This is a genomic window from Lysinibacillus sp. FJAT-14745, from assembly GCF_001275675.1.
Classification (GTDB): domain Bacteria; phylum Bacillota; class Bacilli; order Bacillales_A; family Planococcaceae; genus Lysinibacillus.
In genome coordinates, this window is record NZ_LITM01000003.1 from 54,313 (window position 1) to 74,323 (window position 20,011).

The 20,011-nt window shown below is 38.7% G+C and carries 18 protein-coding genes and 1 other annotated feature; of the genes, 4 read left to right on the top strand and 14 right to left on the bottom strand.

Annotated features, from left to right (window positions below; all coding sequences use genetic code 11):
- Window positions 1–28 precede the first annotated feature (28 nt).
- Window positions 29–247, bottom strand: a binding site (T-box leader).
- A 50-nt stretch (window positions 248–297) separates the two neighbouring features.
- On the bottom strand, window positions 298–1,758 hold the full coding sequence (gene gltX / locus AMS59_RS05895; protein ID WP_053482832.1) for a glutamate--tRNA ligase: 1,461 nt from the start codon (window positions 1,756–1,758) through the stop codon (window positions 298–300).
- A gap of 91 nt (window positions 1,759–1,849) precedes the next feature.
- The gene (ispF, locus tag AMS59_RS05900) at window positions 1,850–2,326 is read right to left on the bottom strand and encodes a 2-C-methyl-D-erythritol 2,4-cyclodiphosphate synthase (protein WP_053482833.1); all 477 of its coding nucleotides are present in this window, start codon (window positions 2,324–2,326) and stop codon (window positions 1,850–1,852) included.
- A gap of 285 nt (window positions 2,327–2,611) precedes the next feature.
- On the opposite strand from ispF, the gene AMS59_RS05905 reads away from it, so the two are divergent.
- Window positions 2,612–4,270, top strand: a complete 1,659-nt coding sequence (locus AMS59_RS05905; protein WP_053482834.1) for an SWIM zinc finger domain-containing protein — start codon at window positions 2,612–2,614, stop codon at window positions 4,268–4,270.
- Between the two features lie 153 nt (window positions 4,271–4,423).
- On the opposite strand, the gene ispD is transcribed toward AMS59_RS05905, so the two are convergent.
- The 8 genes from ispD to AMS59_RS05945 form a co-directional block, all read right to left on the bottom strand.
- The gene (gene ispD, locus AMS59_RS05910; protein ID WP_053482960.1) at window positions 4,424–5,119 is read right to left on the bottom strand and encodes a 2-C-methyl-D-erythritol 4-phosphate cytidylyltransferase; all 696 of its coding nucleotides are present in this window, start codon (window positions 5,117–5,119) and stop codon (window positions 4,424–4,426) included.
- 12 nt (window positions 5,120–5,131) lie between these two features.
- Window positions 5,132–6,217, bottom strand: coding sequence for a PIN/TRAM domain-containing protein (locus AMS59_RS05915; protein ID WP_053482835.1), 1,086 nt, complete (start codon window positions 6,215–6,217; stop codon window positions 5,132–5,134).
- 300 nt (window positions 6,218–6,517) lie between these two features.
- Window positions 6,518–7,894: a DNA repair protein RadA gene (gene radA, locus AMS59_RS05920; RefSeq protein ID WP_053482836.1), complete on the bottom strand. Its 1,377-nt coding sequence runs from the start codon at window positions 7,892–7,894 to the stop codon at window positions 6,518–6,520.
- Window positions 7,895–7,999: 105 nt separating this feature from the next.
- A complete protein-coding gene (locus tag AMS59_RS05925; protein WP_053482837.1) occupies window positions 8,000–10,444 on the bottom strand; it encodes an ATP-dependent Clp protease ATP-binding subunit in 2,445 nt (814 codons plus the stop codon).
- Window positions 10,434–11,543 carry a protein arginine kinase gene (locus AMS59_RS05930; RefSeq protein ID WP_053482838.1) on the bottom strand — a complete coding sequence of 370 codons (1,110 nt, stop codon included), beginning with the start codon at window positions 11,541–11,543 and terminating at the stop codon, window positions 10,434–10,436. The genes AMS59_RS05925 and AMS59_RS05930 overlap by 11 nt, the downstream gene beginning before the upstream one ends.
- Window positions 11,540–12,088, bottom strand: coding sequence for a UvrB/UvrC motif-containing protein (locus AMS59_RS05935; RefSeq protein ID WP_053482839.1), 549 nt, complete (start codon window positions 12,086–12,088; stop codon window positions 11,540–11,542). Before AMS59_RS05935 ends, AMS59_RS05930 begins: the two co-directional genes overlap by 4 nt.
- A 14-nt stretch (window positions 12,089–12,102) precedes the next feature.
- Window positions 12,103–12,573, bottom strand: coding sequence for a CtsR family transcriptional regulator (locus AMS59_RS05940; RefSeq protein ID WP_053482840.1), 471 nt, complete (start codon window positions 12,571–12,573; stop codon window positions 12,103–12,105).
- A 202-nt stretch (window positions 12,574–12,775) separates the two neighbouring features.
- Entirely contained in the window at window positions 12,776–13,081 is a 306-nt protein-coding gene (locus tag AMS59_RS05945; protein ID WP_053482841.1) for a DUF4870 domain-containing protein, read from the bottom strand.
- A 123-nt stretch (window positions 13,082–13,204) separates the two neighbouring features.
- On the opposite strand from AMS59_RS05945, the gene AMS59_RS05950 reads away from it, so the two are divergent.
- Window positions 13,205–13,888 (top strand): class I SAM-dependent methyltransferase, encoded by a 684-nt coding sequence (locus tag AMS59_RS05950; protein ID WP_053482842.1) that lies wholly within the window; start codon window positions 13,205–13,207, stop codon window positions 13,886–13,888.
- Window positions 13,889–13,941: 53 nt separating this feature from the next.
- A complete protein-coding gene (gene corA, locus AMS59_RS05955; protein ID WP_053482843.1) occupies window positions 13,942–14,901 on the top strand; it encodes a magnesium/cobalt transporter CorA in 960 nt (319 codons plus the stop codon).
- A 130-nt stretch (window positions 14,902–15,031) separates the two neighbouring features.
- On the opposite strand, the gene AMS59_RS05960 is transcribed toward corA, so the two are convergent.
- Complete coding sequence (locus AMS59_RS05960; RefSeq protein WP_053482844.1) at window positions 15,032–15,241, bottom strand: hypothetical protein; 210 nt, start codon at window positions 15,239–15,241, stop codon at window positions 15,032–15,034.
- A gap of 296 nt (window positions 15,242–15,537) precedes the next feature.
- On the opposite strand from AMS59_RS05960, the gene AMS59_RS05965 reads away from it, so the two are divergent.
- Window positions 15,538–16,848, top strand: a complete 1,311-nt coding sequence (locus AMS59_RS05965; RefSeq protein ID WP_053482845.1) for a globin-coupled sensor protein — start codon at window positions 15,538–15,540, stop codon at window positions 16,846–16,848.
- A gap of 48 nt (window positions 16,849–16,896) precedes the next feature.
- Here AMS59_RS05965 and AMS59_RS05970 read toward each other — a convergent pair whose 3' ends face one another.
- The 3 genes from AMS59_RS05970 to AMS59_RS05980 form a co-directional block, all read right to left on the bottom strand.
- Window positions 16,897–17,376 carry an acyl-CoA thioesterase gene (locus tag AMS59_RS05970; RefSeq protein WP_053482846.1) on the bottom strand — a complete coding sequence of 160 codons (480 nt, stop codon included), beginning with the start codon at window positions 17,374–17,376 and terminating at the stop codon, window positions 16,897–16,899.
- Between the two features lie 67 nt (window positions 17,377–17,443).
- On the bottom strand, window positions 17,444–18,871 hold the full coding sequence (locus AMS59_RS05975) for an aldehyde dehydrogenase family protein (protein ID WP_053482847.1): 1,428 nt from the start codon (window positions 18,869–18,871) through the stop codon (window positions 17,444–17,446).
- Between the two features lie 42 nt (window positions 18,872–18,913).
- The gene (locus tag AMS59_RS05980; RefSeq protein ID WP_053482848.1) at window positions 18,914–19,876 is read right to left on the bottom strand and encodes a DUF4003 family protein; all 963 of its coding nucleotides are present in this window, start codon (window positions 19,874–19,876) and stop codon (window positions 18,914–18,916) included.
- Window positions 19,877–20,011 lie beyond the last annotated feature (135 nt).

The following is a 20,011-nucleotide window of genomic DNA, read 5'->3' on the forward strand; positions in this document are numbered from 1 at the left end:
AAGCGCCCCTATCATCCCAAAAAGGAATGACAGAGACGCTAAATTTGCGCGGTTCCACTCTGATTGAAGGCGAATGCCTTCCACTCTGGACGTTCTGTAACGGGAACGAATCGATAAAGCCTACTATTTGTTCAGCTTTATGCTCAAAGGTGCATTTCAGTTTTGCCTAGGCTCAGACCACTTTCAGCCGGTGATGGTCCTCTCTATAGAGCATGCGCCACTTACTTCTCCTTATCAACGCTTTCTCAATGTAAATCCATTTTACAACGAACTAACAAATTGTCAATCAATTTCTACTTATTGCGCAAATTTTTCTACACGATCAATTGTTTTCTGTTTACCAATTAAGCAAATCGCGTTCGGAAGTTCTGGACCGTGCGTTTCACCCGTCGTTACAACACGAATTGGCATAAATAGATTTTTACCTTTGTGACCTGTTTCTTTTTGAACAGCTTTAATAGCCGCTTTGACAGTATCAGGCGTAAATTCCTCTAAACCTTCAAGCTGTACTTTAAATGCAGCCATTACCTCAGGTACTTGCTCACCAGCTAAAACTGCTTTTGCTTCTTCATCATATTCAATATGATCGTTAAAGAATAGGCGAGATAGTTCTACAATTTCAGCACCAAAGCTCATTTGATCATGATAAAGTGCGATTAAATCTGTAGCCCATGCACGTTCTTCTTCCGTTAACTCTTCTGGTAATAAACCAGCTTTTTGTAAGTGTGGTAAAGATAATGCCACTACTTCTTCTGAAGATAATTTTTTAATGTATTGGTTATTCATCCAAGTAAGCTTTTGCTTATCGAACATAGATGGTGATTTTGAAAGACGTTTTTCATCAAAGAGTTTAATAAATTCTTCTTTTGAGAAAATCTCTTCTTCCCCTTCAGGCGACCAGCCAAGTAAAGCGAAGAAGTTGAACATCGCTTCAGGTAGGTAGCCTAAATCTTTATATTGTGTGACGAATTGAATAATTGATTCATCACGTTTTGATAATTTTTTACGGTTTTCATTAATGATTAATGTCATATGACCAAAGCGTGGATATTCCCAGCCAAATGCATCAAAAATCATCATTTGTTTCGGTGTATTCGATAAATGCTCTTCACCACGGAATACATGCGAAATTTCCATAAAGTGATCATCTAGCACTACCGCATAGTTATACGTTGGGATACCGTTTGCTTTAACAAGAACCCAGTCACCAATATCTTTTGACTCAAATGTTACTTGTCCACGTACTAAATCTTCAAATTCATATGTTACATTTTCTGGTACACGCATACGAATTGTATATTGTTCACCAGCAGCTTCTTTAGCCGCAACTTCCTCTGCTGATAAATGGCGACAAGTACCATCATAAGTTGGAGCTGCAACACCTCGTGCTTTTTGTTCTTCACGAGACGCTTCTAATTTCTCAGAAGAACAGAAGCATTTGTAAGCTAAGCCTTGCTCTAATAGCTTTTCAGCGTGTTCTTTATAAATATCAAGACGCTCCATTTGGCGATAAGGTGCATATGGTCCACCAATATCGATCGACTCATCATACTCAATACCTAACCATTTTAAGTTATCTAGCTGAGATGCTTCTCCGCCCTCTACATTACGCTCAATATCTGTATCCTCAATACGCACGATGAATTTACCGTTATGATGTTTTGCATATAAATAGTTAAATAACGCTGTACGCGCTCCACCGATATGTAAGAAACCAGTAGGGGATGGCGCGTAACGAACACGAACTTCTTTCGCCATAATTAAAAGCCTCCTAAATTTTCGATCAAAAAATTGACTTTGTTCATTTTACCACTCTGTTACAGGAAATAAAAGCGCTGAGAGCCTGCTTTTATTTCTTCATCAATAGGATTGTCGCCATCGCAGCAATCCCTTCCTCGCGACCTGTAAAACCTAAACGCTCCGTTGTTGTTGCTTTAACATTCACTTGAGAAGGCTCTGCATGAAGCAATTCAGCAATTCGATTTTGCATTTGTTCAATATATGGCGCCATTTTCGGACGTTGTGCCATAATCGTACAATCCACATTACCTAAAACATAGCCCTTATCCTCAACAATCTTCCAAATATGCTCTAATAACTTCGCTGAATCAGCATCCTTGAACGCGGGATCTGTATCTGGGAAATGACGACCGATATCTCCCTCGCCAATAGCCCCTAACGCTGCATCTGTTACAGTGTGTAATAAAACATCTGCATCTGAATGCCCTACTAACCCTTTTTCATGAGGGATTGTTATACCACCAATAATTAATGGACGCCCTTCTTCAAATGCATGCACATCAAATCCTTGTCCCACTCGAAACATATGATTTTGAGACTGTCTAATAAGATAAATAAAATAATAAAGTCCACCAACTGAAGCTCATTTACCTCAAAAATATGCAGACTTAAAAAGCTTCTATTCAGCTTATAAGGCAGCCTCATTCACCTTCCTTCACTTTTATATTTACTCTATATTATACCCTCACATTTTAACATATTTCCTAGGAAATGAGTGTCTCGACAAAGCTATATATAATTTTTGGTTCTCTTTCTCCTCGCATTTTTTTGTTATGCTAATATTAGTCTAATAAACTAAGGCGGTGTAGGAATGAACATCAATACTTTTGAAAAGCAGTTTAAAAAAGTAATTGTCCAACGTGGGCACGATTATTATGTAAAAGATCATGTCATTGATATCATGCAAATTGACAATAGCCATTGGCAGGCTAAGGTTGAAGGAACTGAACCGTATACTGTAGATGTCGTCATCACATCAAATGGCGATATTACATATGCGAATTGTGACTGCCCTTACGATGATGATTGCAAGCATATGGCCGCTGTGCTATACGCGATTAAGGAACAGCTTAACAATCCATCTGTACCGGTATCTAGATCATCTAAAGCCAAAAAATCAACATTACAGCAATTACTAACAACACAAACTAAAGAAAATTTGATAAGCCTAATTCTAACAGTTGGAAAAAACTCCCCTATTTTTTTGCAAGAATTAGAAATGCGGCTAATGGAGCCAGCAGATATAGTAAAGGCCGCTAAAAAAATAATTGTCCAGCATCTAAAAAGTGGGCAAGAGGGACGCAGCGGTTTTATCCCACGTCATCGGGCATCGAAAGCGGTAAAAGGGATCATCACAACACTTCAACAAGCAGAGGAGCTTATCGACAAAGAGAATTATATTACAGCTATTAAGCTTAGTTTTCTGTGCTTCCAATATACATTAGAGGCACTACAATATGGTGATGATTCCGATGGTCATTTCGGTGATGCCATTAATGAAAGTCTTGAATTAATTAGTCAGGCGATTGAAGAAGGAGCAAGCCTTTGGTCAAAAAAGCAGTATGAAACAGTATATGAACTTGTTATTCAAAAAGCAATGCAACACGAGTTAAATGGTTGGATAGACTGGCGAATTCATTTGCTCCACGCCTGTGTTCCTCTTTGTTTGTATGATGCGATTGAAGAGCAGTTTAAAACCCTTATTCATTCAATGGAAAGTACATCAGATGATTGGCATGCACAATATATTAATAAAGAGTTAAAACAGGTTGAGCTTCACTTATTACAGAATAAATACAGTAGTAAAGAAGTAGAGGCATTTTTGGAGAAGCATATCGAGGACTACCATATGCGTGAACAACTTATTCAATCTGCTATTAACCATGGCGAATATGAAAAAACATTACAATTGACAGCGGATGGGTTCCAGCAAGATCAACAACTTCCTGGCATTGTGAGCATGTGGCAACGCTATGCTTTTATAGCTCATCAGCATTTAGGGCATACAGAAGAAATGCGCGAATTGGCTTTAAAACTATTGCAAACGGGTGAATATGATTTTTACGAGGAATTCAAAGCTCTTCACTCTTCCGAACAATGGCCGGAGGTTCTAGAAGAATTATTAAATAGCCTTACCAATTCGCACTTATATGCAAGGCTTATTGTAGAGGAACAACAAACTAAACGTATTCTAGACTATTGCAAAGAATACCCAACACGAATAGAGCACTATTATCAATTCATTAAAGAGCAGTATTATGAAGAAGTTTGTGCACTCTTCATTGACGCCATCACTATCGATGCTCAATCTTCCGCTAATCGAAAAAATTATAAAGCTGTCTGCCGTTCTATCAATATTATGCGTAAGGCTGGCTATGCCGTCGAAGCAGAGCAATTGATTTTAGACTTACTACAAGCGTATCCAAAACGCCGTGCTTTTATGGAGGAATTAAAGAGTATTATGAAATAGTAAAGAGTTGCTTAACAGCTTTACACTTTGAGGAATTGAGTCATTTAAGAACATTGCTGAAAGAAGTTAAAATAAAATCCCGTAAGAAGTTATAGTGCTACTTCTTTACGGGATTTTGTATAGCTGCTCTTTTATTTACCTATGGGTGTCACTTCAATTACTCTCATACGAAGCACGTTTACGCAATATCGCTTCACCGAAGACTAAATCCTCTTGTGTCGTCATCTTTACATTCTCGTAGCTGCTTTCCACAATATGGACCTCATGGCCGAGACGTTCAACAAGCATTGCTTCATCGGTACCAAGGAAACCTACCTTCTCAGCGACATCCTCTGCCTCTACAATCAAATCAAATTGAAATGCTTGTGGAGTTTGAATCATCCATAAACTTTCTCGATCAATCGTCTCTTCAATAACACCATCATGTACTTTTTTCATCGTATCCTTCGCACGAACTCCCGCAATCGCAGCGCCAAATTTATGCGCACTTTGTACAAGACTCGCAATAATGTCATGCGTGATAAATGGACGCGCAGCATCATGCACAAGCACAATTTCGACCTGCTTCATTTCTTTCATGCACGAATGGACGGAATGCTGCCGTTCTGCACCACCATCAGGTAAACCTTTAACTTTAGTAATTCCATACCCCTCTAGCATTTCTTGAATAAATACACGCTCTTCTGGCTTCACAGCAAGCCAAATACCTGTACACTGGCTGTCCTGTTCAAATACCTCCAGTGTGTGTATGAGGATCGGTTTTTCTAAAAGATTTAAAAACAACTTATTTTGCCCTGCACCCATTCGCTTTCCGCTTCCCGCAGCAGGCAACACTACTTCATATTGCACATTTCCCACTTCCTAGTCATCCTTTGGTTTAGCAAAAATCATACGACCTGCTGATGTTTGAAGAACACTCGTTACAGTTACCGTAATTGCCTGTCCTATATAGCTACGTCCACCTTCAACAACGATCATTGTGCCATCATCTAAATAAGCAACCCCTTGATTATGCTCTTTACCATCTTTAATGACCATCACTTGCATATCCTCGCCTGGAATAACGACAGGCTTTACTGCATTTGCTAAATCATTGATGTTTAGCACTTTAACGTGGTGGAGCTCACAAACTTTGTTAAGGTTAAAGTCGTTTGTAACAATTTGTGTATCGTTACCCCTTTTCTTTGCAAGACGTACTAGCTTTAAGTCAACCTCTTGCACATCCTCAAAGTCCTCTTCAGTAATCTCAACATTCGTCGTACGCTCATCTTGTAATTTCTTTAAAATATCTAAACCACGACGACCTCTTGTACGCTTTAATGTATCCGAAGAATCAGCAATATGCTGAAGCTCAGTAAGGACAAATTGGGGTACAACTAGTGTACCTTCTATAAAGCCGGTTTCAGAAATATCTGCAATACGACCATCAATAATAACACTAGTATCTAACAGTTTATAGTTTCCTCGTGCTTCTTGCGGCTCTACACCTTCTGTTAATTTTTTCTTCATATTGTTACCACGTAACGTAAATAGCTGGATTAATTCATCTCGCTTTTTAAAGCCTACACGGAACCCTAAATAACCAAGTACAAATGACAGTATAACTGGTAAAACCTTTGTAAATTTCGGTAAATCAATACTATCAATTGCAAAGCCTAAGAAATAAGCAACGATTAATCCGATAATAAGCCCAAGTGTTCCAAATAATAAATCCCCAACAGGTACTTTAAATAACACTTCTTCCATCCAGCTAATGAGCCTTACAAAATAATCTGAAAAGGCAAACGATAATGTAAACAGTAAAAGCGCTCCTAAAGCTACTGATACGTAAGGATTATCCAGCCAAGGATTAGATGATAAATGAAGCAATTCGTATAATGGCGGTAAGAAAACAAGGCCTAATGCTCCTCCAATCAGTAAAAAAGCAATTTGAACAAATTTTTTCATAAACTGTCACCTCCTATTTTTAATATATAATTATACATAGTTTACTGTAGAAAATCTTTTATGAACCCATCAATCCCTCTTATTTTAATTGATCATTTCGATTCTAATGAATTGAAATCCTTCACACTAAAATTAGAAATGCCCTTTAGTGTTCACTGGGCATTAAACAAGCCTTTCTACAGACATTATTTTAGACGCCACTTTCCCTCTTTGAGTTTCCTACCGCCTATCTATGAATTCCAACCTACTCTTGCAATTAAAAGTGCATGTTAGAACATTGTCCAACATGCACAAGCTTATTTATAGCTCTCTAAAGCAAGCATTCAATGCATCTTTGATCGTTTCCACACCAACTATCTCAATACCTTGTGGGAAATCCCATCCACCGATATTCGAAGCCGGTATGAAGGCCCGTTTAAATCCGAGCTTTGCTGCCTCAATCACACGTTGTTCAATACGAGATACACGACGCACCTCGCCTGTCAAACCTACTTCCCCAATAAAGCAATCTGTTGCTCTGACAGCTTGATCTTTAAAACTTGAAACGATGCTTGTCAACACCGCTAAATCAATTGCAGGCTCATCAAGCTTCACGCCACCAGCAACTTTAATATATGCATCCTGAGCCTGTAGCATGAGGCCCATTCGCTTTTCAAGGACTGCCATAAGTAGTTGCACACGGTTTTGATCGACACCCGTTGCCATTCGTTTCGGGTAATTAAAGCTTGTTGGTGTTACAAGCGACTGAATTTCAACTAGAATTGGCCGTGTACCTTCCATCGAGGCTACAATCGTTGACCCTGCCGCCCCCTGTGAACGCTCCTGTAAAAACAACTCAGACGGGTTTAACACTTCCTTTAAGCCCCCTTGAAGCATTTCAAAGATAGCAATTTCATTCGTAGAGCCAAAGCGGTTTTTTTGGCTGCGTAAAATACGGTGATTATGATGTCGTTCTCCTTCAAAATACAATACCGTATCAACCATATGCTCCAAAATACGTGGCCCTGCAATTTGTCCCTCTTTTGTTACATGTCCCACTAAAAAAATTGCAATTCCCTTTGTTTTTGCAATTCGCATAAGTTCTGCGGTACATTCACGCACTTGTGATACACTACCAGGTGCACTCGTTACCTCCGGATGAAAAACAGTTTGAATAGAATCGACAATAACGAACTTTGGCTGCACATCGTCAATAGTCTGATTTAAAAACTCTAAGTTCGTCTCAGAGTATATATATAGCTCCTGTGATACCACTCCTAAACGTTCTGCACGTAGCTTTATTTGACGGATAGATTCCTCACCAGAAATATAGAGCACACGATGTCCCTTATTCGATAGCAACGCAGATACTTGTAATAATAACGTCGACTTCCCAATCCCAGGATCTCCTCCAATTAACACAAGAGAACCCGGCACGATGCCGCCACCTAACACTCGGTTAAGCTCACCCATTTCTGTTGCCACTCGTGATTCCTCAGCAGCTTCAATCTGCATAATAGGGAGAGCCTTTTGGGTAACAGTAGCAGAATGTTGGAATGCCCCACGTGGCCCCTTTGCAACGACCTCCACCTCTTCAACCATCTTATTCCATTCTCCACATCCCGGACATCTTCCCATCCATTTTGCGGATTCATAGCCACAGCTTGAGCATACAAATTTTGTTTTTTTCTTTGCCAAATTGCATCCACCTCGAATATTTGTTCTTATATTTATTATTGTACATAAAAAAAGACAGCTTGGCACTTAAAGCCTCGCTGTCTTTTTGAATTGTATGTGGGAGAATTACTTAGAAGTAGAAACTCCCTCTTTTTTCTTCACAACAAACTCATCATTCACGTAATCAATGATAACTTGGTTACCCTTCTCTACATTGCCTTTTAGCAGTTCTTCCGATAAACGATCTTCTACTTGTTTTTGCAATGCACGACGTAGTGGACGGGCACCGTATTGAGGATCGTAGCCTTCCTCTGCAATTTTCTCTAGAGCAGAATCCGTTAACTCTAACGAAATGTCTTGCTCTTTCAGACGTTTTGTTAAAGCATTCGCCATCATCGCTACGATTTCTTTTAAATGTTCTTTTTCTAGTGAGTGGAAGACGATCATTTCGTCGATACGGTTTAAGAATTCTGGGCGGAATGCTTTTTTCAATTCCTCCAGCATTGTACCCTTCATATCTTTATACTTCGTATCAGTACTACCTACGTTGAAACCAAGGTTTTTACGATATTTTAAAGCATCTGCACCAACGTTTGATGTCATAATAACAACCGTGTTGCGGAAATCTACCACTCGACCTTTAGAATCTGTTAAACGGCCATCTTCAAGGACTTGAAGTAAGATATTGAAAACATCTGGATGAGCCTTCTCAATTTCATCTAGTAATACTACTGAATACGGTTTACGACGAACTTTTTCTGTTAGTTGACCGCCATCATCAAAGCCTACATAGCCTGGAGGTGAACCAACTAAACGTGAAGTTGAATGTTTTTCCATGTACTCAGACATATCAACGCGAATCATTGCGTCCTCATCGCCAAACATAACCTCAGCTAATGCTCTAGCAAGCTCTGTTTTACCAACCCCAGTAGGGCCTAAGAAAATAAATGAACCAATTGGTCGTTTCGGATCTTTTAAGCCCGCTCTTGCACGACGAATTGCGCGAGAAATTGCTTCTACTGCTTCTCCTTGACCTACAACTCGTTTATGCAACTCTTCTTCAAGCTGTAATAACTTAGAAGATTCTTCTGAAGCAATTTTTGATACTGGAATTCCAGTCCACATAGATACTACCGCTGCTACATCATCCACTGTAACTTTTGACTCGGCTTTACCCTGTTCTTCCTTCCAATTTTTTCTCGTAGCTTCAATTTCATCTTTTAGCTTTTGCTCTGTATCTCTTAATGACGCTGCCTTTTCAAATTCCTGACCTGAAACAGCTGCATTCTTTTCAGAGCGCACATTTTCAAGCTTATCTTCAAGCGCCTTTAAGTTTGGTGGTACTGCGAATGAGCGTAAGCGTACTTTAGAACCCGCCTCATCGATTAAGTCAATCGCCTTATCTGGTAAAAAACGATCAGAAATATATCGGTCACTCATTTTTGCTGCCGCTTCAATTGCTTCATCTGTAATTTTCACACGGTGATGTGCTTCATAACGATCACGTAAGCCTTGAATAATTAGAATCGCTTCTTCTACTGTTGGCTCATCAACTTGAATTGGTTGGAAACGGCGCTCTAATGCCGCATCCTTCTCAATATATTTGCGATACTCATCTAATGTCGTTGCACCAATACATTGAAGTTCGCCACGTGCTAAAGATGGTTTTAAAATATTTGAGGCATCAATGGCACCTTCTGCACCACCTGCACCGATCAATGTATGCAATTCATCGATAAATAAAATAACATTTCCTGCTTGGCGAATTTCATCCATCACTTTTTTCAAGCGATCCTCAAACTCACCACGATATTTTGTTCCAGCAACAACTGTCCCCATATCAAGTGTCATAACACGTTTATCACGAAGAATTTCTGGCACTTCATTATTAATAATTTGCTGTGCTAAACCTTCAGCAATAGCTGTTTTACCAACACCTGGCTCCCCTATTAATACTGGGTTATTTTTTGTACGGCGAGATAGAACCTCGATAACACGTGTAATTTCCTTGCTTCGACCAATGACCGGATCTAAAGTGCCTTCACGAGCAATTTGCGTTAAATCACGCGCAAGGCTATCTAATGTTGGTGTATTGGCAGCCTGTGCAGCTTGTTGACCAGATTGAGCATTATCGTTATTGCCTAATAACAATAGCACTTGCTGACGAGCCTTATTCAATCCGACACCTGCATTATTTAATACACGGGCCGCTATACCTTCACCTTCACGAATAAGCGCTAATAGTAAATGCTCTGTGCCGATATAGGAATGACCTAATTTACGTGATTCATCGACTGATAGTTCTATTACTTTTTTAGCTCGAGGCGTGTAATGGACTATTGGACCAACATCCTCTTTACCTTTTCCTACAAGCTCTTCAATACCTGCTTCAATCATTTGAGGACTAATATCAATGGCTTCTAATGCTTTCGCAGCAATACCGCCACCTTCACGGATAAGCCCTAATAGAATATGCTCTGTTCCAATTGATTCGTGTTTCCAACGAATTGCCTCTTCTTGTGCAAGCTGTAATACTTTTTGCGCGCGTTGTGTAAAACGATTAAACATCAAATGAATCCTCTCCTTTTCCCCGAATAATAGGCTTACTCATATTTTCTCGAGATAGTGCCTCACGAAGCATTTCAGCTCGTACGCGATCTCGCTCAGCAGGCGGCAAAACATCCCCTGCATAATTCTGTAAAAATCCAGGCTGCATACTGACTACACATTCATTTAATTTGGTCGCTTTAATACCTTCAATTAACTGTAAATCTACCCCTAAACGAACATTGGATAGACAGGTAGCCGCTTCCTCACTCGTTAAAATTCGAGCATGTGTTAAAGTACCTAAAGCACGGTATACACGGTCTTCTAAGGCAAGTTCTGCTTTTTCCATTAACTTGCCTCTTGCATGCCGTTCTTTTTGAATTATTTTTTCAGCGACACTTTCGATGTCCGCTAAAATATCTTCCTCTGTTTTCCCTAGTGTAATCTGATTTGATACTTGGTAAACATTCCCTATATTTTCGCTACCCTCTCCATATATTCCTCTTACCGTCATTCCTAATCTCGTCATTGCATTCATGATTTGGTTCATCTGACCCGTAAGTGTAAGGGCTGGCAGGTGCATCATGACGGATGCTCGCAAACCAGTACCAATATTTGTCGGGCAACTTGTTAAATAACCAAATGTATCTCGAAATGCATAAGGCAAAGCTTTCTCTAAGGCACGATCGATTTTATTGGCCTGCTCGTAAGCCTTTTGAAGTTGAAAACTCGCTGTCATACATTGAATGCGTAAATGGTCTTCTTCGTTCACCATAATGCTAGTTGATTCGTCATCTGATAAGAGCATGGAACCATCTCGCTCTTTCTTTGCAAGCTGAGGACTAATTAAATGTTTTTCTACAAGTATTTGACGCTGTAAAGACGTTAAATCTTTAATAGCAAAATATGAATAATTTTCTCGAAGTTCTGTACTGTCCTTTATTGCATGTGTAACTGCCTGTTCCACCTGTAATGCTTCATCCTCTGTAAAGGCTAATGGAAAGCGATAACCATCTAGATTTCGAGCAAGGCGGATGCGTGTACTAATGACAATATCTGAATAATCGTCCTCCACACTCATCCAAATTGGTGTAGCACGTTCTAAAAACGGTTCAATCATCACGACACATCACCACCTTCAAATTGTAGCTGCTTCTCAAGTTCCCTCACTTCATCACGAAGCTTAGCTGCCTCTTCAAATTGTTCTTCATCTACAGCAATCCTCATACGTTTACGAATATCTTCAATTTGCTTTTTGATGACATGAATATTATTTCGAGCACCAGGCATTTTCCCTATATGTTGAGGACCAGCCTGTATACGGTTAAAGAGCTTCGGTAAGTGCTCGCTAAAGGTGTCATAGCAGCTAGGGCATCCAAATTTACCTTCTTTTAAAAACTGTTTATACGTAAATCCACATTGTGGACATGTTTGCGGTTGTGGTTGTGCTTGCTGTTTTTCACCCACTTTTTGTTGCTGCCATGTAGGTGAGCCAAACCAATTGGATAATAGCTGTTGAATAGATATTGGCTCTTGCTTAAATTCAGCATGAAATGGATGGAACTGCGAGGCGCAGACGTCACAATAATGGTGCTCCACCTTTTGGCCACTTTGAACTTGTGTTACGGTAACTGTCGCATTACGCTGCTTACAATGTTCGCATATCATTTCCATCACCTCTTTTATTTTTGCTGTTCATATTTAATCGTTGTTAGCATCGCTCTCAAAATTTTTGCTCGAATGTTATCCCGTAACGGGAGTTGCAAATCTATAGTTGAGCGATCAACTGCTGCTAACATTATTTTCGCTTCTCGCTTTGAAATTACCTGCTCATCAATTAGTCGATAAACTAAATCTTCTGCCATTGTTTGCGATGCCCCACCGTCTATTTGCCTGAGGACATCATCGATTAGATCAATTTGTGAATTCGCGCGGACACGTAAAATTCGAATGTATCCACCACCACCACGTTTGCTTTCAACAAGGTACCCTCGTTCGGCAGTAAATCTTGTATTAATTACATAATTTATTTGTGAGGGCACGCATTGAAATTTATCTGCAATTTCACTACGTTTTATTTCAATATGCCCTTCTCCACCTAATTCAAGTACTTGCTTTAAGTAGCCTTCTATGATGTCTGATATATTACGCATTTTAGGAATACACCTCGCTTACTCCACTGACTTTGACTATCTTTGACTTTCTTTGAGTATATTATACAAAACGCTTGAAAATAATTGCAATTAATTCGCACACAGAAAAAATCAAGCGGCTGTCCTTAGCTATAAGATACCCTTTTCAGCAATAGAAAAAACGCAAGCATATGCAACTAGCATATACTTGCGTCTATAAAAATTATACCCAGCGACCAACAATTGGATAACGCCAAGACTCATCAGATAGAGCCTTCACAATACCGATAATTGGCGCAATAAAATACATAATACCAAAAACAATTACGAACGGTATGCCAATGATTAGGAAGCTTAAAATACCCGAAATCGTAAGTAATACCACCATCACAACTTGGAACAATAAGGCTTGCACAGCAATACTCTTTATCTCTTCATCCGAGCCAATTAAGAAAAATATAATTGGTACTAACCATGGCGCAAAAAACGCACTTGCGTGTATGATTACCTTAGACCATTTAGTTTCCATTTATATCAATCCTTCCATTTAATTTTTTTTATTTTATGTACTACTCTTTACGGAAATTTGCTTTAAATAGTTTCAAATGTAAGCTGGATTTATAAATTTTTTTTGAAAGGCATGTGATACTCGATGGAGTTTAATAACAAACTTGCAAACGAATACGAAAAAGGTATTCGTCGCACACTACCTAGCTATGATGCAATGCTACGTTTAACACAAACCTTTTACCAATCTGCGTTACATGAAAAAGCTGAATTTTTAGTAGTTGGCTCCGGAAGCGGCAATGAAATTTTACAGCTCGCTGAGGAAAGACCTCATTGGTCATTTGTTGGCATTGATCCGTCAGAAGCGATGCTACAAATAGCTGGTGAACGTTTAAAATCCATACCTAATAATATTTCTTTATATCAAGGAACTATACTGGATACTCAGCTACCCGCAGTAAAGTTTGATGCAGCAAGCTGTGTATTAGTGCTTCATTTTATACAAGATGATCAAGAGAAGCTTGCAACATTAAAAGAAATAGCGAATAATTTAAAGCCTGGTGCCCCATTTGTCCTCGTCTCAAAATACGGGCAACCCGGTTCCTTAGAAACTGAGCTACAATTTGATTTATGGCGTGCTTATTGGCTGCAACATACAAAGCTATCACCATCAGACGTAGCGGAAATGGAGAAATCCATACGTTCTCTTTCATTTATGCTTGAAGAGGACATTTTATCACTATTACAACAGGCAGGCTTTACAAAACCATCTAGATTCTTTGCTACTACTTTGTTTGGCGGTTGGATATGTTTTAAAGAAAATATCTGATGAAGATATCTACACCTGTTAGGATAGAATGAACGAAAATTGAGGTGAATGCTGTGATACGCACAATTGGAATTACAAAAGGCCAAAAGCTTATAAAGGAATTTCCGCTTGAAGATATACACAAAAACGAATTTGAATGGTACTGGGTCGATTTTAATTGCCCGACTGATGAGGAAGAACTACTGTTAGATACATTTTTTCATTTTCATCCACTCGCTATAGAAGATTGTTTAATGCGTTTACAGCGGCCAAAGCTCGATTTTTATGATGATTTCCATTTCTTTGTTATCCAAAGAGTTAACGAAGAATTAATAGCTGAGGAAGTAAACATTTTTGTTTCTAATAAATTCATTGTCACATTTCATAAAAACGTAGCTCCGGAAATAGATCGAGTACAATTGATGTTAGAAAAACAGCCAAAGAATTGGGAACGCGGTACAGTATATTTAACATACCAGGTAATCGATAAAATCGTTGATAGCTATTTCCCACTTGTCTATAAGATTGAGGATCATTTAAATGCACTAGAAGATGAGCTTACCTATCAAAGTAACCCCAATGCTATGAAAGTTGTGTTTGAATTCCGTAGTGATTTGCTTGATCTGCGACGCACCATTTTACCAATGCGTGATCTATTATATCGTATCCTTAACTCTTACCGATTTTCACTTAAGAAATCAGAACGAGCTTATTTCGGAGATATTTACGATCATCTGCTTAAACTCACCGAAATGATCGAATCCAACCGTGAGCTCACAGCTGATATGCGTGATAGCTATATGGCGATGAGCTCTAGTCGCATGAATGGCATTATGATGACCTTAACAATTGTTTCAACAATCTTTATTCCTCTAACATTTATTGCTGGTGTTTATGGAATGAATTTTGACTATATGCCAGAGCTACACGGAAAATATAGCTACTTTATTGTACTCGCAATTATGATTCTTATTGTTTTATTTATGTTGGGAGTCTTTAAACTTAAAGGATGGTTCGGTTTATTTAAATCTTAAAAGTGATGTTGCTATAGCAATTCCTTCGGGACCAACGTCACAGATTGAAGCCAAACAATTAGCCAATTATTCTTTTGTCGACAAACGGAAGGCACCTTAGAAGAAATTTTTCTAAGGTGCCTTTTTACTGTTAATAAGGACCGCGATCATCAATTTTATCTTCGCCTTGCTGTGGAAATAAAAAGTATGCAAGTACCCCAGATACTAATGTTGCACAGATAGTAATTAATAGTTGATCTAAGTCTGGTACTTCAGCATAGTAGTTTCGTAACATGTACACCGATCCAATTGCTACAATTACCATAACCGGAATGACAAATTTGAAACGCTTCTTCTCCATGTAATACCTCCTCAAAACTATTGTTACGTTCACCCTAAACAGTTCGTATTTTACAGGTTTCCTATTTCAAATTCAATTTACCTATTACCTTTTTAATAGTCTATTTCATGACTTTTAATCGACAATCATCTATAATACCTATAAAAAAATAAAGAAATAAACTAAAATTTTAACCAAATTTACTACAAAAGATAGTAGAATAGACTAAATACCATATATTTCGAAAAATTAACAAACTAAGCAATTCGATTTTTTATATACTTTCTATGCATTTATTAAGAATGGAGCAAACAACAATGAGTTGGTTTACAAAAAAGAACGATTCTAGTTACTCAATTACATTAGCACCTGAAAATTATAAGAATAATGTCCAATTGGATGTATCAAACCATCCAAAACTTCAAAAACAGTTGCAGCTTTTAGATTTAACAATTGAGGATTTAGCCATCATTAAACAACTACAGCCCTTAGCTAAGGATTTAGTTCCTGAAATGGTGGAGCAATTTTATGCAGCCATTAGTTTGAGCCAAAATTTGTTAGATATTATAAACAGAACGTCACATATCGATCGTTTAAAAGTTACTTTACATAAGCATTTGAGTGATATTTTCGAAAGTCGTATTAATAACTCTTATATTGATGAACGGAAGGCAATTGCCGAAACCCATGTTCGAATTGGTCTACAATCGAAGTGGTATATCGCCTCATTCCAGTCATTAACGACGACATTTACACGCTTTACAAATGAGTTAGATCTATCGAAGCATGATGCAATACGTGCTATCAATGCCTTCTGTAAAATCATTAACTTCGAGCAGCAACTTGTAATCGAAGCGTATGAAAAAGAAGAAGAACGCATTCGTACAGCAGCTGATGACACAAAAAATGCACTTGTTACTACCATTCAAAAAACGGCAGAGGAACTCAATGGAATTAGCGAAGAAACAGCAGCTTCTTTATTAGTCATTTCTTCTCAAACAGACGATATCGCAGTAGCTACTAAGCAAGGCTTAACCTTCGTTGCTGATACACAGGAAAAATCCAGACGTGGACAGCAGCAGCTACAAGATCAAAATGATTTAATACAGGTTATTTTACAAAGTGTAAACAGTCTCGAAGTGACGATGAACCAGCTACGTACATCTTCTCAAAAAATATCAGAAATTGTAGGGCTGGTTACAGGCATTGCCGATCAAACGAACTTATTAGCATTGAATGCTTCTATCGAGGCTGCTCGTGCAGGTGAGCACGGTAAAGGTTTTGCTGTTGTAGCAGAGGAAGTCCGTAAGCTTGCAGAAGAAACAAAAAATGCTGTACAAAATGTTTCTCATCTCATTAAAGAAACAGAAAGTAATATTACAACAATGTCGAATTCAGTTATTAACGTTGATCAAAAGATTCAACATAGCGTAGATACACAAAACAGTTTATCTAAATCATTTAATGATATCGCCGATGCTGTTTCTGGCATTCAACAGCAGTATGTAAATACATCAAGAGATATTTCAGCAATCTCTAACTTGATTACTGAACTGTCACAAGGGGCTACACTAGTTTCCTCTTCTTCCGATTCACTAATTAATGTGGTAAATGAGTTAAAAATGTAAGCACGAAAAAGGGAAACTGACAGTATACGTCAATTTCCCTTTTCATTTTTAATGCGGTAATTCCCGTTTTTGTTTACGATGTTCTCTTCTTGCAGGGCCGGTTTCAAACAGACGTTTTTCAGCATCTGTTTCAGGATAAATTGCAGGAACTGGCTTAGGTTTTCCATCATCATCTACTGCAACCATCGTTACAAAGGATTCTGTCGTTAATTTTTCCTCACGAGTTTCAATGTTTCGTGAAATAACCCGAACATAAACTTCCATTGAAGAACGTCCCGTTGACGAAACAATACTTTCAATTTCTAAAATATCCCCTACATGTGCTGCCGATAAAAAATCAACCGAATCAATAGAGGCTGTAACTACATGCCCTTTTGCATGCTTCATTGCTGTAATAGCAGCAATTTCATCAATATAAGCTAACACTCTTCCACCGAAAATGGAGTTGTGATTATTTGTATCTGGCGGTAATACGAGACGTGTTTGAACAGTACGTGACTGGCCCATTGGTATTGCGTTGTTTGTCATAGTTCTTGCAGCTTCCCTTCATGAATGTTCTTTCGTCATCGTATCGCAGAAAAAGAGCTGATGCAAATTAGAACAATTTTTTCATTGTAATAAATTTCATATCTGTCATTTCCTCGATTGCCCACTTAATACCTTCGCGTCCGTAGCCACTCATTTTTACGCCACCGTATGGCATATTATCAACCCTGAATGTCGGAATATCATTAATAATAACAGCACCTGCCTGTATTTCATCCGCTGCACATAATGCATCTTGTAACACATTCGTATATATTCCAGCATTTAAGCCAAGTTCCGACTCATTCACTAGTCGAATAGCGTCGTCTAATGTTTCATATGAAACAATTGAGACGATTGGCGCGAATGTTTCCTGACAAACAATTTTCATATCCGACGTCACATTTGTCATAACAGTTGGCGTTAAAGTACGTTCTGTGAATGTTCCTCCTGTTGCAACTACCGCACCTTGTGACTTTGCTTCCTCAATCCATTGACGAATACGTTCAACTTCTTTTGGATTAATCATTGCACTAACATCCGTATTTGTATCTAGTGGATCACCTACCACTAATTTCTCTGTTTCAGCTACAAACGCCTTTGTAAATTCATCAATAATAGATGCGTGTACATAAATACGTTGTAAGGAGATACAAACTTGTCCAGCAAAATTAAAGGCACCACCGACACAACGCGAAATAATTTTATCAATTGGTGTCGATGGCTCGACAATTACTGCTGCATTGGAACCAAGTTCTAAAGTGACTTTACGCAAGCCTACTTTTTCTTTAATGCCTAGTCCAACCTTACCACTTCCAGTGAATGTCACCTTTTTCACAAGAGGGTGAGTCACAAGTGTATCACTTAGCTCCCCACCACTACCTGTAATAATTTGAAGCGCACCATTAGGTAGCCCCGCTTGTTGGAAAATTTCCGCCATCACGATCGAACTTAATGGTGTTTGCGTCGCCGGCTTTAAGACAACTGTATTTCCAACTGCAAAAGCAGGACCTAATTTATGTGCCACTAAATTAAATGGAAAATTAAATGGTGCAATGGCAGAAATTACACCTAGAGGTTCTCGTTTTGTCCAGCCAATACGATCCCCTGCCCCAGGTGCAGCGTCCATCGGTACCATTTCACCCTTTGCTTGCTTAGCTCCCTCCGCAGCAAATTGGTAGGTTGCTATTGTGCGTTCTATTTCAGTTAAACCTGCTGATATTGGCTTACTCGCCTCTAAGGCCAAAATTTCAGCTAATTCCGCTTTACGCTGGCGCATAATGTCGACCACTTTATATAATATTTCGGCGCGATCGTAGGCTGTTGTCTTTTTAAACGTTTGGAATGCCTCCTGTGCACCTTCTATTGCTTGCTCAACGTCAGAAATTGACGCCTTAGCTACTTTTGCAATAACCTCACCACTATAGGGTGATTTCAACTCATATGTTGCCTTTGTGTTCTGCCACTGGCCATTAATCCAAAGTTTTGTTTCCTTCATCCTGCAAATGCACCTCCAAAAATCAAGTTCTTCTTTATTGTATCACGAAGAACTTGATGCTACAGCTGCTGCACTAACTGCCGCGAACATCGTTGCTTGCTGTGCTTGAATCAATAATTCAATAGATGACATGATCGTCATTGATAAGGATTGTTGCACTTGCGCCATATCATAAATTGCAATTTGTATGGCCATAAATAACACAAATTCACGATGCCATTTTAAAAGTTTCATACCCTTTAATTCATGATATAAATCAACAATCTGTTGCAGCTGTACTTGATTCACTTCGAGGATTGCTAAAAAGCCAAGTAATGGATAGTGCATCGTCTTGACCTTTACATCCTGATTCTTTAGTGTGTCACGGATTGTCGCAACATTTGGCACTAGTTTATTATCATATTGAGGTGATAAGAAAGTCAGCACTTGCGATAGCCATTGAAGCTCATTACCCGCATTAAAATTATATGTACGTAATTCTTTATAATAACGATTCATTGTTTCCGCACGTAGCTCAACATCATCAGATGGGCTACTTAACAATACTGCATAAGGAATATCATCGTATGACGTTAAAAACTTATGATGTTTACGGATTGCATCAAATAATGCACGCGCTGCCTGTGCATGTGCACGTTTCTCACGTTCCTCTTCCGTTAAAAACTGTGCACCAATAAAACTAAAATTCCCACTTCTAAATTTTGCTTCCTTCATTATGTTAACGTTGTTCAGTAAATTTTTCACCGCTAGTTCTGCATCCTCTTGCTCCATCAAATTCGCAGCAATACTATAGCCTACCGCTGTTCTTAACGGAGATGTCCATGACGTTTGCTTTTTCACTTCTTGTAATACTTCTTTATATTTAACGGAATCAAACAGTTTCCCAGATGCCACATATTTGCTAGCAATGGCTAACACAATTTTACGATCTACCGTCCATCCGACAGCCTTTGAGACATCCTCCACCATATTTGTAAACTGATTTTCAATCATAACAAAATCCATGTTTAACACGCTCCTTTTCCATATTTACGTAATCAAACAAAAAAGGATTCATCCATTTTGGCTCCCATAACGAGGGGTTGATTTCCGTTCCGTCTGGTCGCTTTCCTGGGAGGGGCGTTTAATGAGCCGATGTTT

Excerpts from the sequence above, each read along its gene's own strand:
- gltX (WP_053482832.1), bottom strand. The coding sequence starts at position 1,758 with ATGGCGAAAGAAGTTCGTGTTCGTTACGCGCCATCCCCTACTGGTTTC.
- ispF (WP_053482833.1), bottom strand. The coding sequence starts at position 2,326 with ATGTTTCGAGTGGGACAAGGATTTGATGTGCATGCATTTGAAGAAGGG.
- AMS59_RS05905 (WP_053482834.1), top strand. The coding sequence starts at position 2,612 with ATGAACATCAATACTTTTGAAAAGCAGTTTAAAAAAGTAATTGTCCAA.
- AMS59_RS05915 (WP_053482835.1), bottom strand. The coding sequence starts at position 6,217 with ATGAAAAAATTTGTTCAAATTGCTTTTTTACTGATTGGAGGAGCATTA.
- AMS59_RS05935 (WP_053482839.1), bottom strand. The coding sequence starts at position 12,088 with ATGATATGCGAACATTGTAAGCAGCGTAATGCGACAGTTACCGTAACA.
- AMS59_RS05940 (WP_053482840.1), bottom strand. The coding sequence starts at position 12,573 with ATGCGTAATATATCAGACATCATAGAAGGCTACTTAAAGCAAGTACTT.
- AMS59_RS05945 (WP_053482841.1), bottom strand. The coding sequence starts at position 13,081 with ATGGAAACTAAATGGTCTAAGGTAATCATACACGCAAGTGCGTTTTTT.
- AMS59_RS05950 (WP_053482842.1), top strand. The coding sequence starts at position 13,205 with ATGGAGTTTAATAACAAACTTGCAAACGAATACGAAAAAGGTATTCGT.
- AMS59_RS05960 (WP_053482844.1), bottom strand. The coding sequence starts at position 15,241 with ATGGAGAAGAAGCGTTTCAAATTTGTCATTCCGGTTATGGTAATTGTA.
- AMS59_RS05965 (WP_053482845.1), top strand. The coding sequence starts at position 15,538 with ATGAGTTGGTTTACAAAAAAGAACGATTCTAGTTACTCAATTACATTA.
- AMS59_RS05970 (WP_053482846.1), bottom strand. The coding sequence starts at position 17,376 with ATGACAAACAACGCAATACCAATGGGCCAGTCACGTACTGTTCAAACA.
- AMS59_RS05975 (WP_053482847.1), bottom strand. The coding sequence starts at position 18,871 with ATGAAGGAAACAAAACTTTGGATTAATGGCCAGTGGCAGAACACAAAG.
- AMS59_RS05980 (WP_053482848.1), bottom strand. The coding sequence starts at position 19,876 with ATGGATTTTGTTATGATTGAAAATCAGTTTACAAATATGGTGGAGGAT.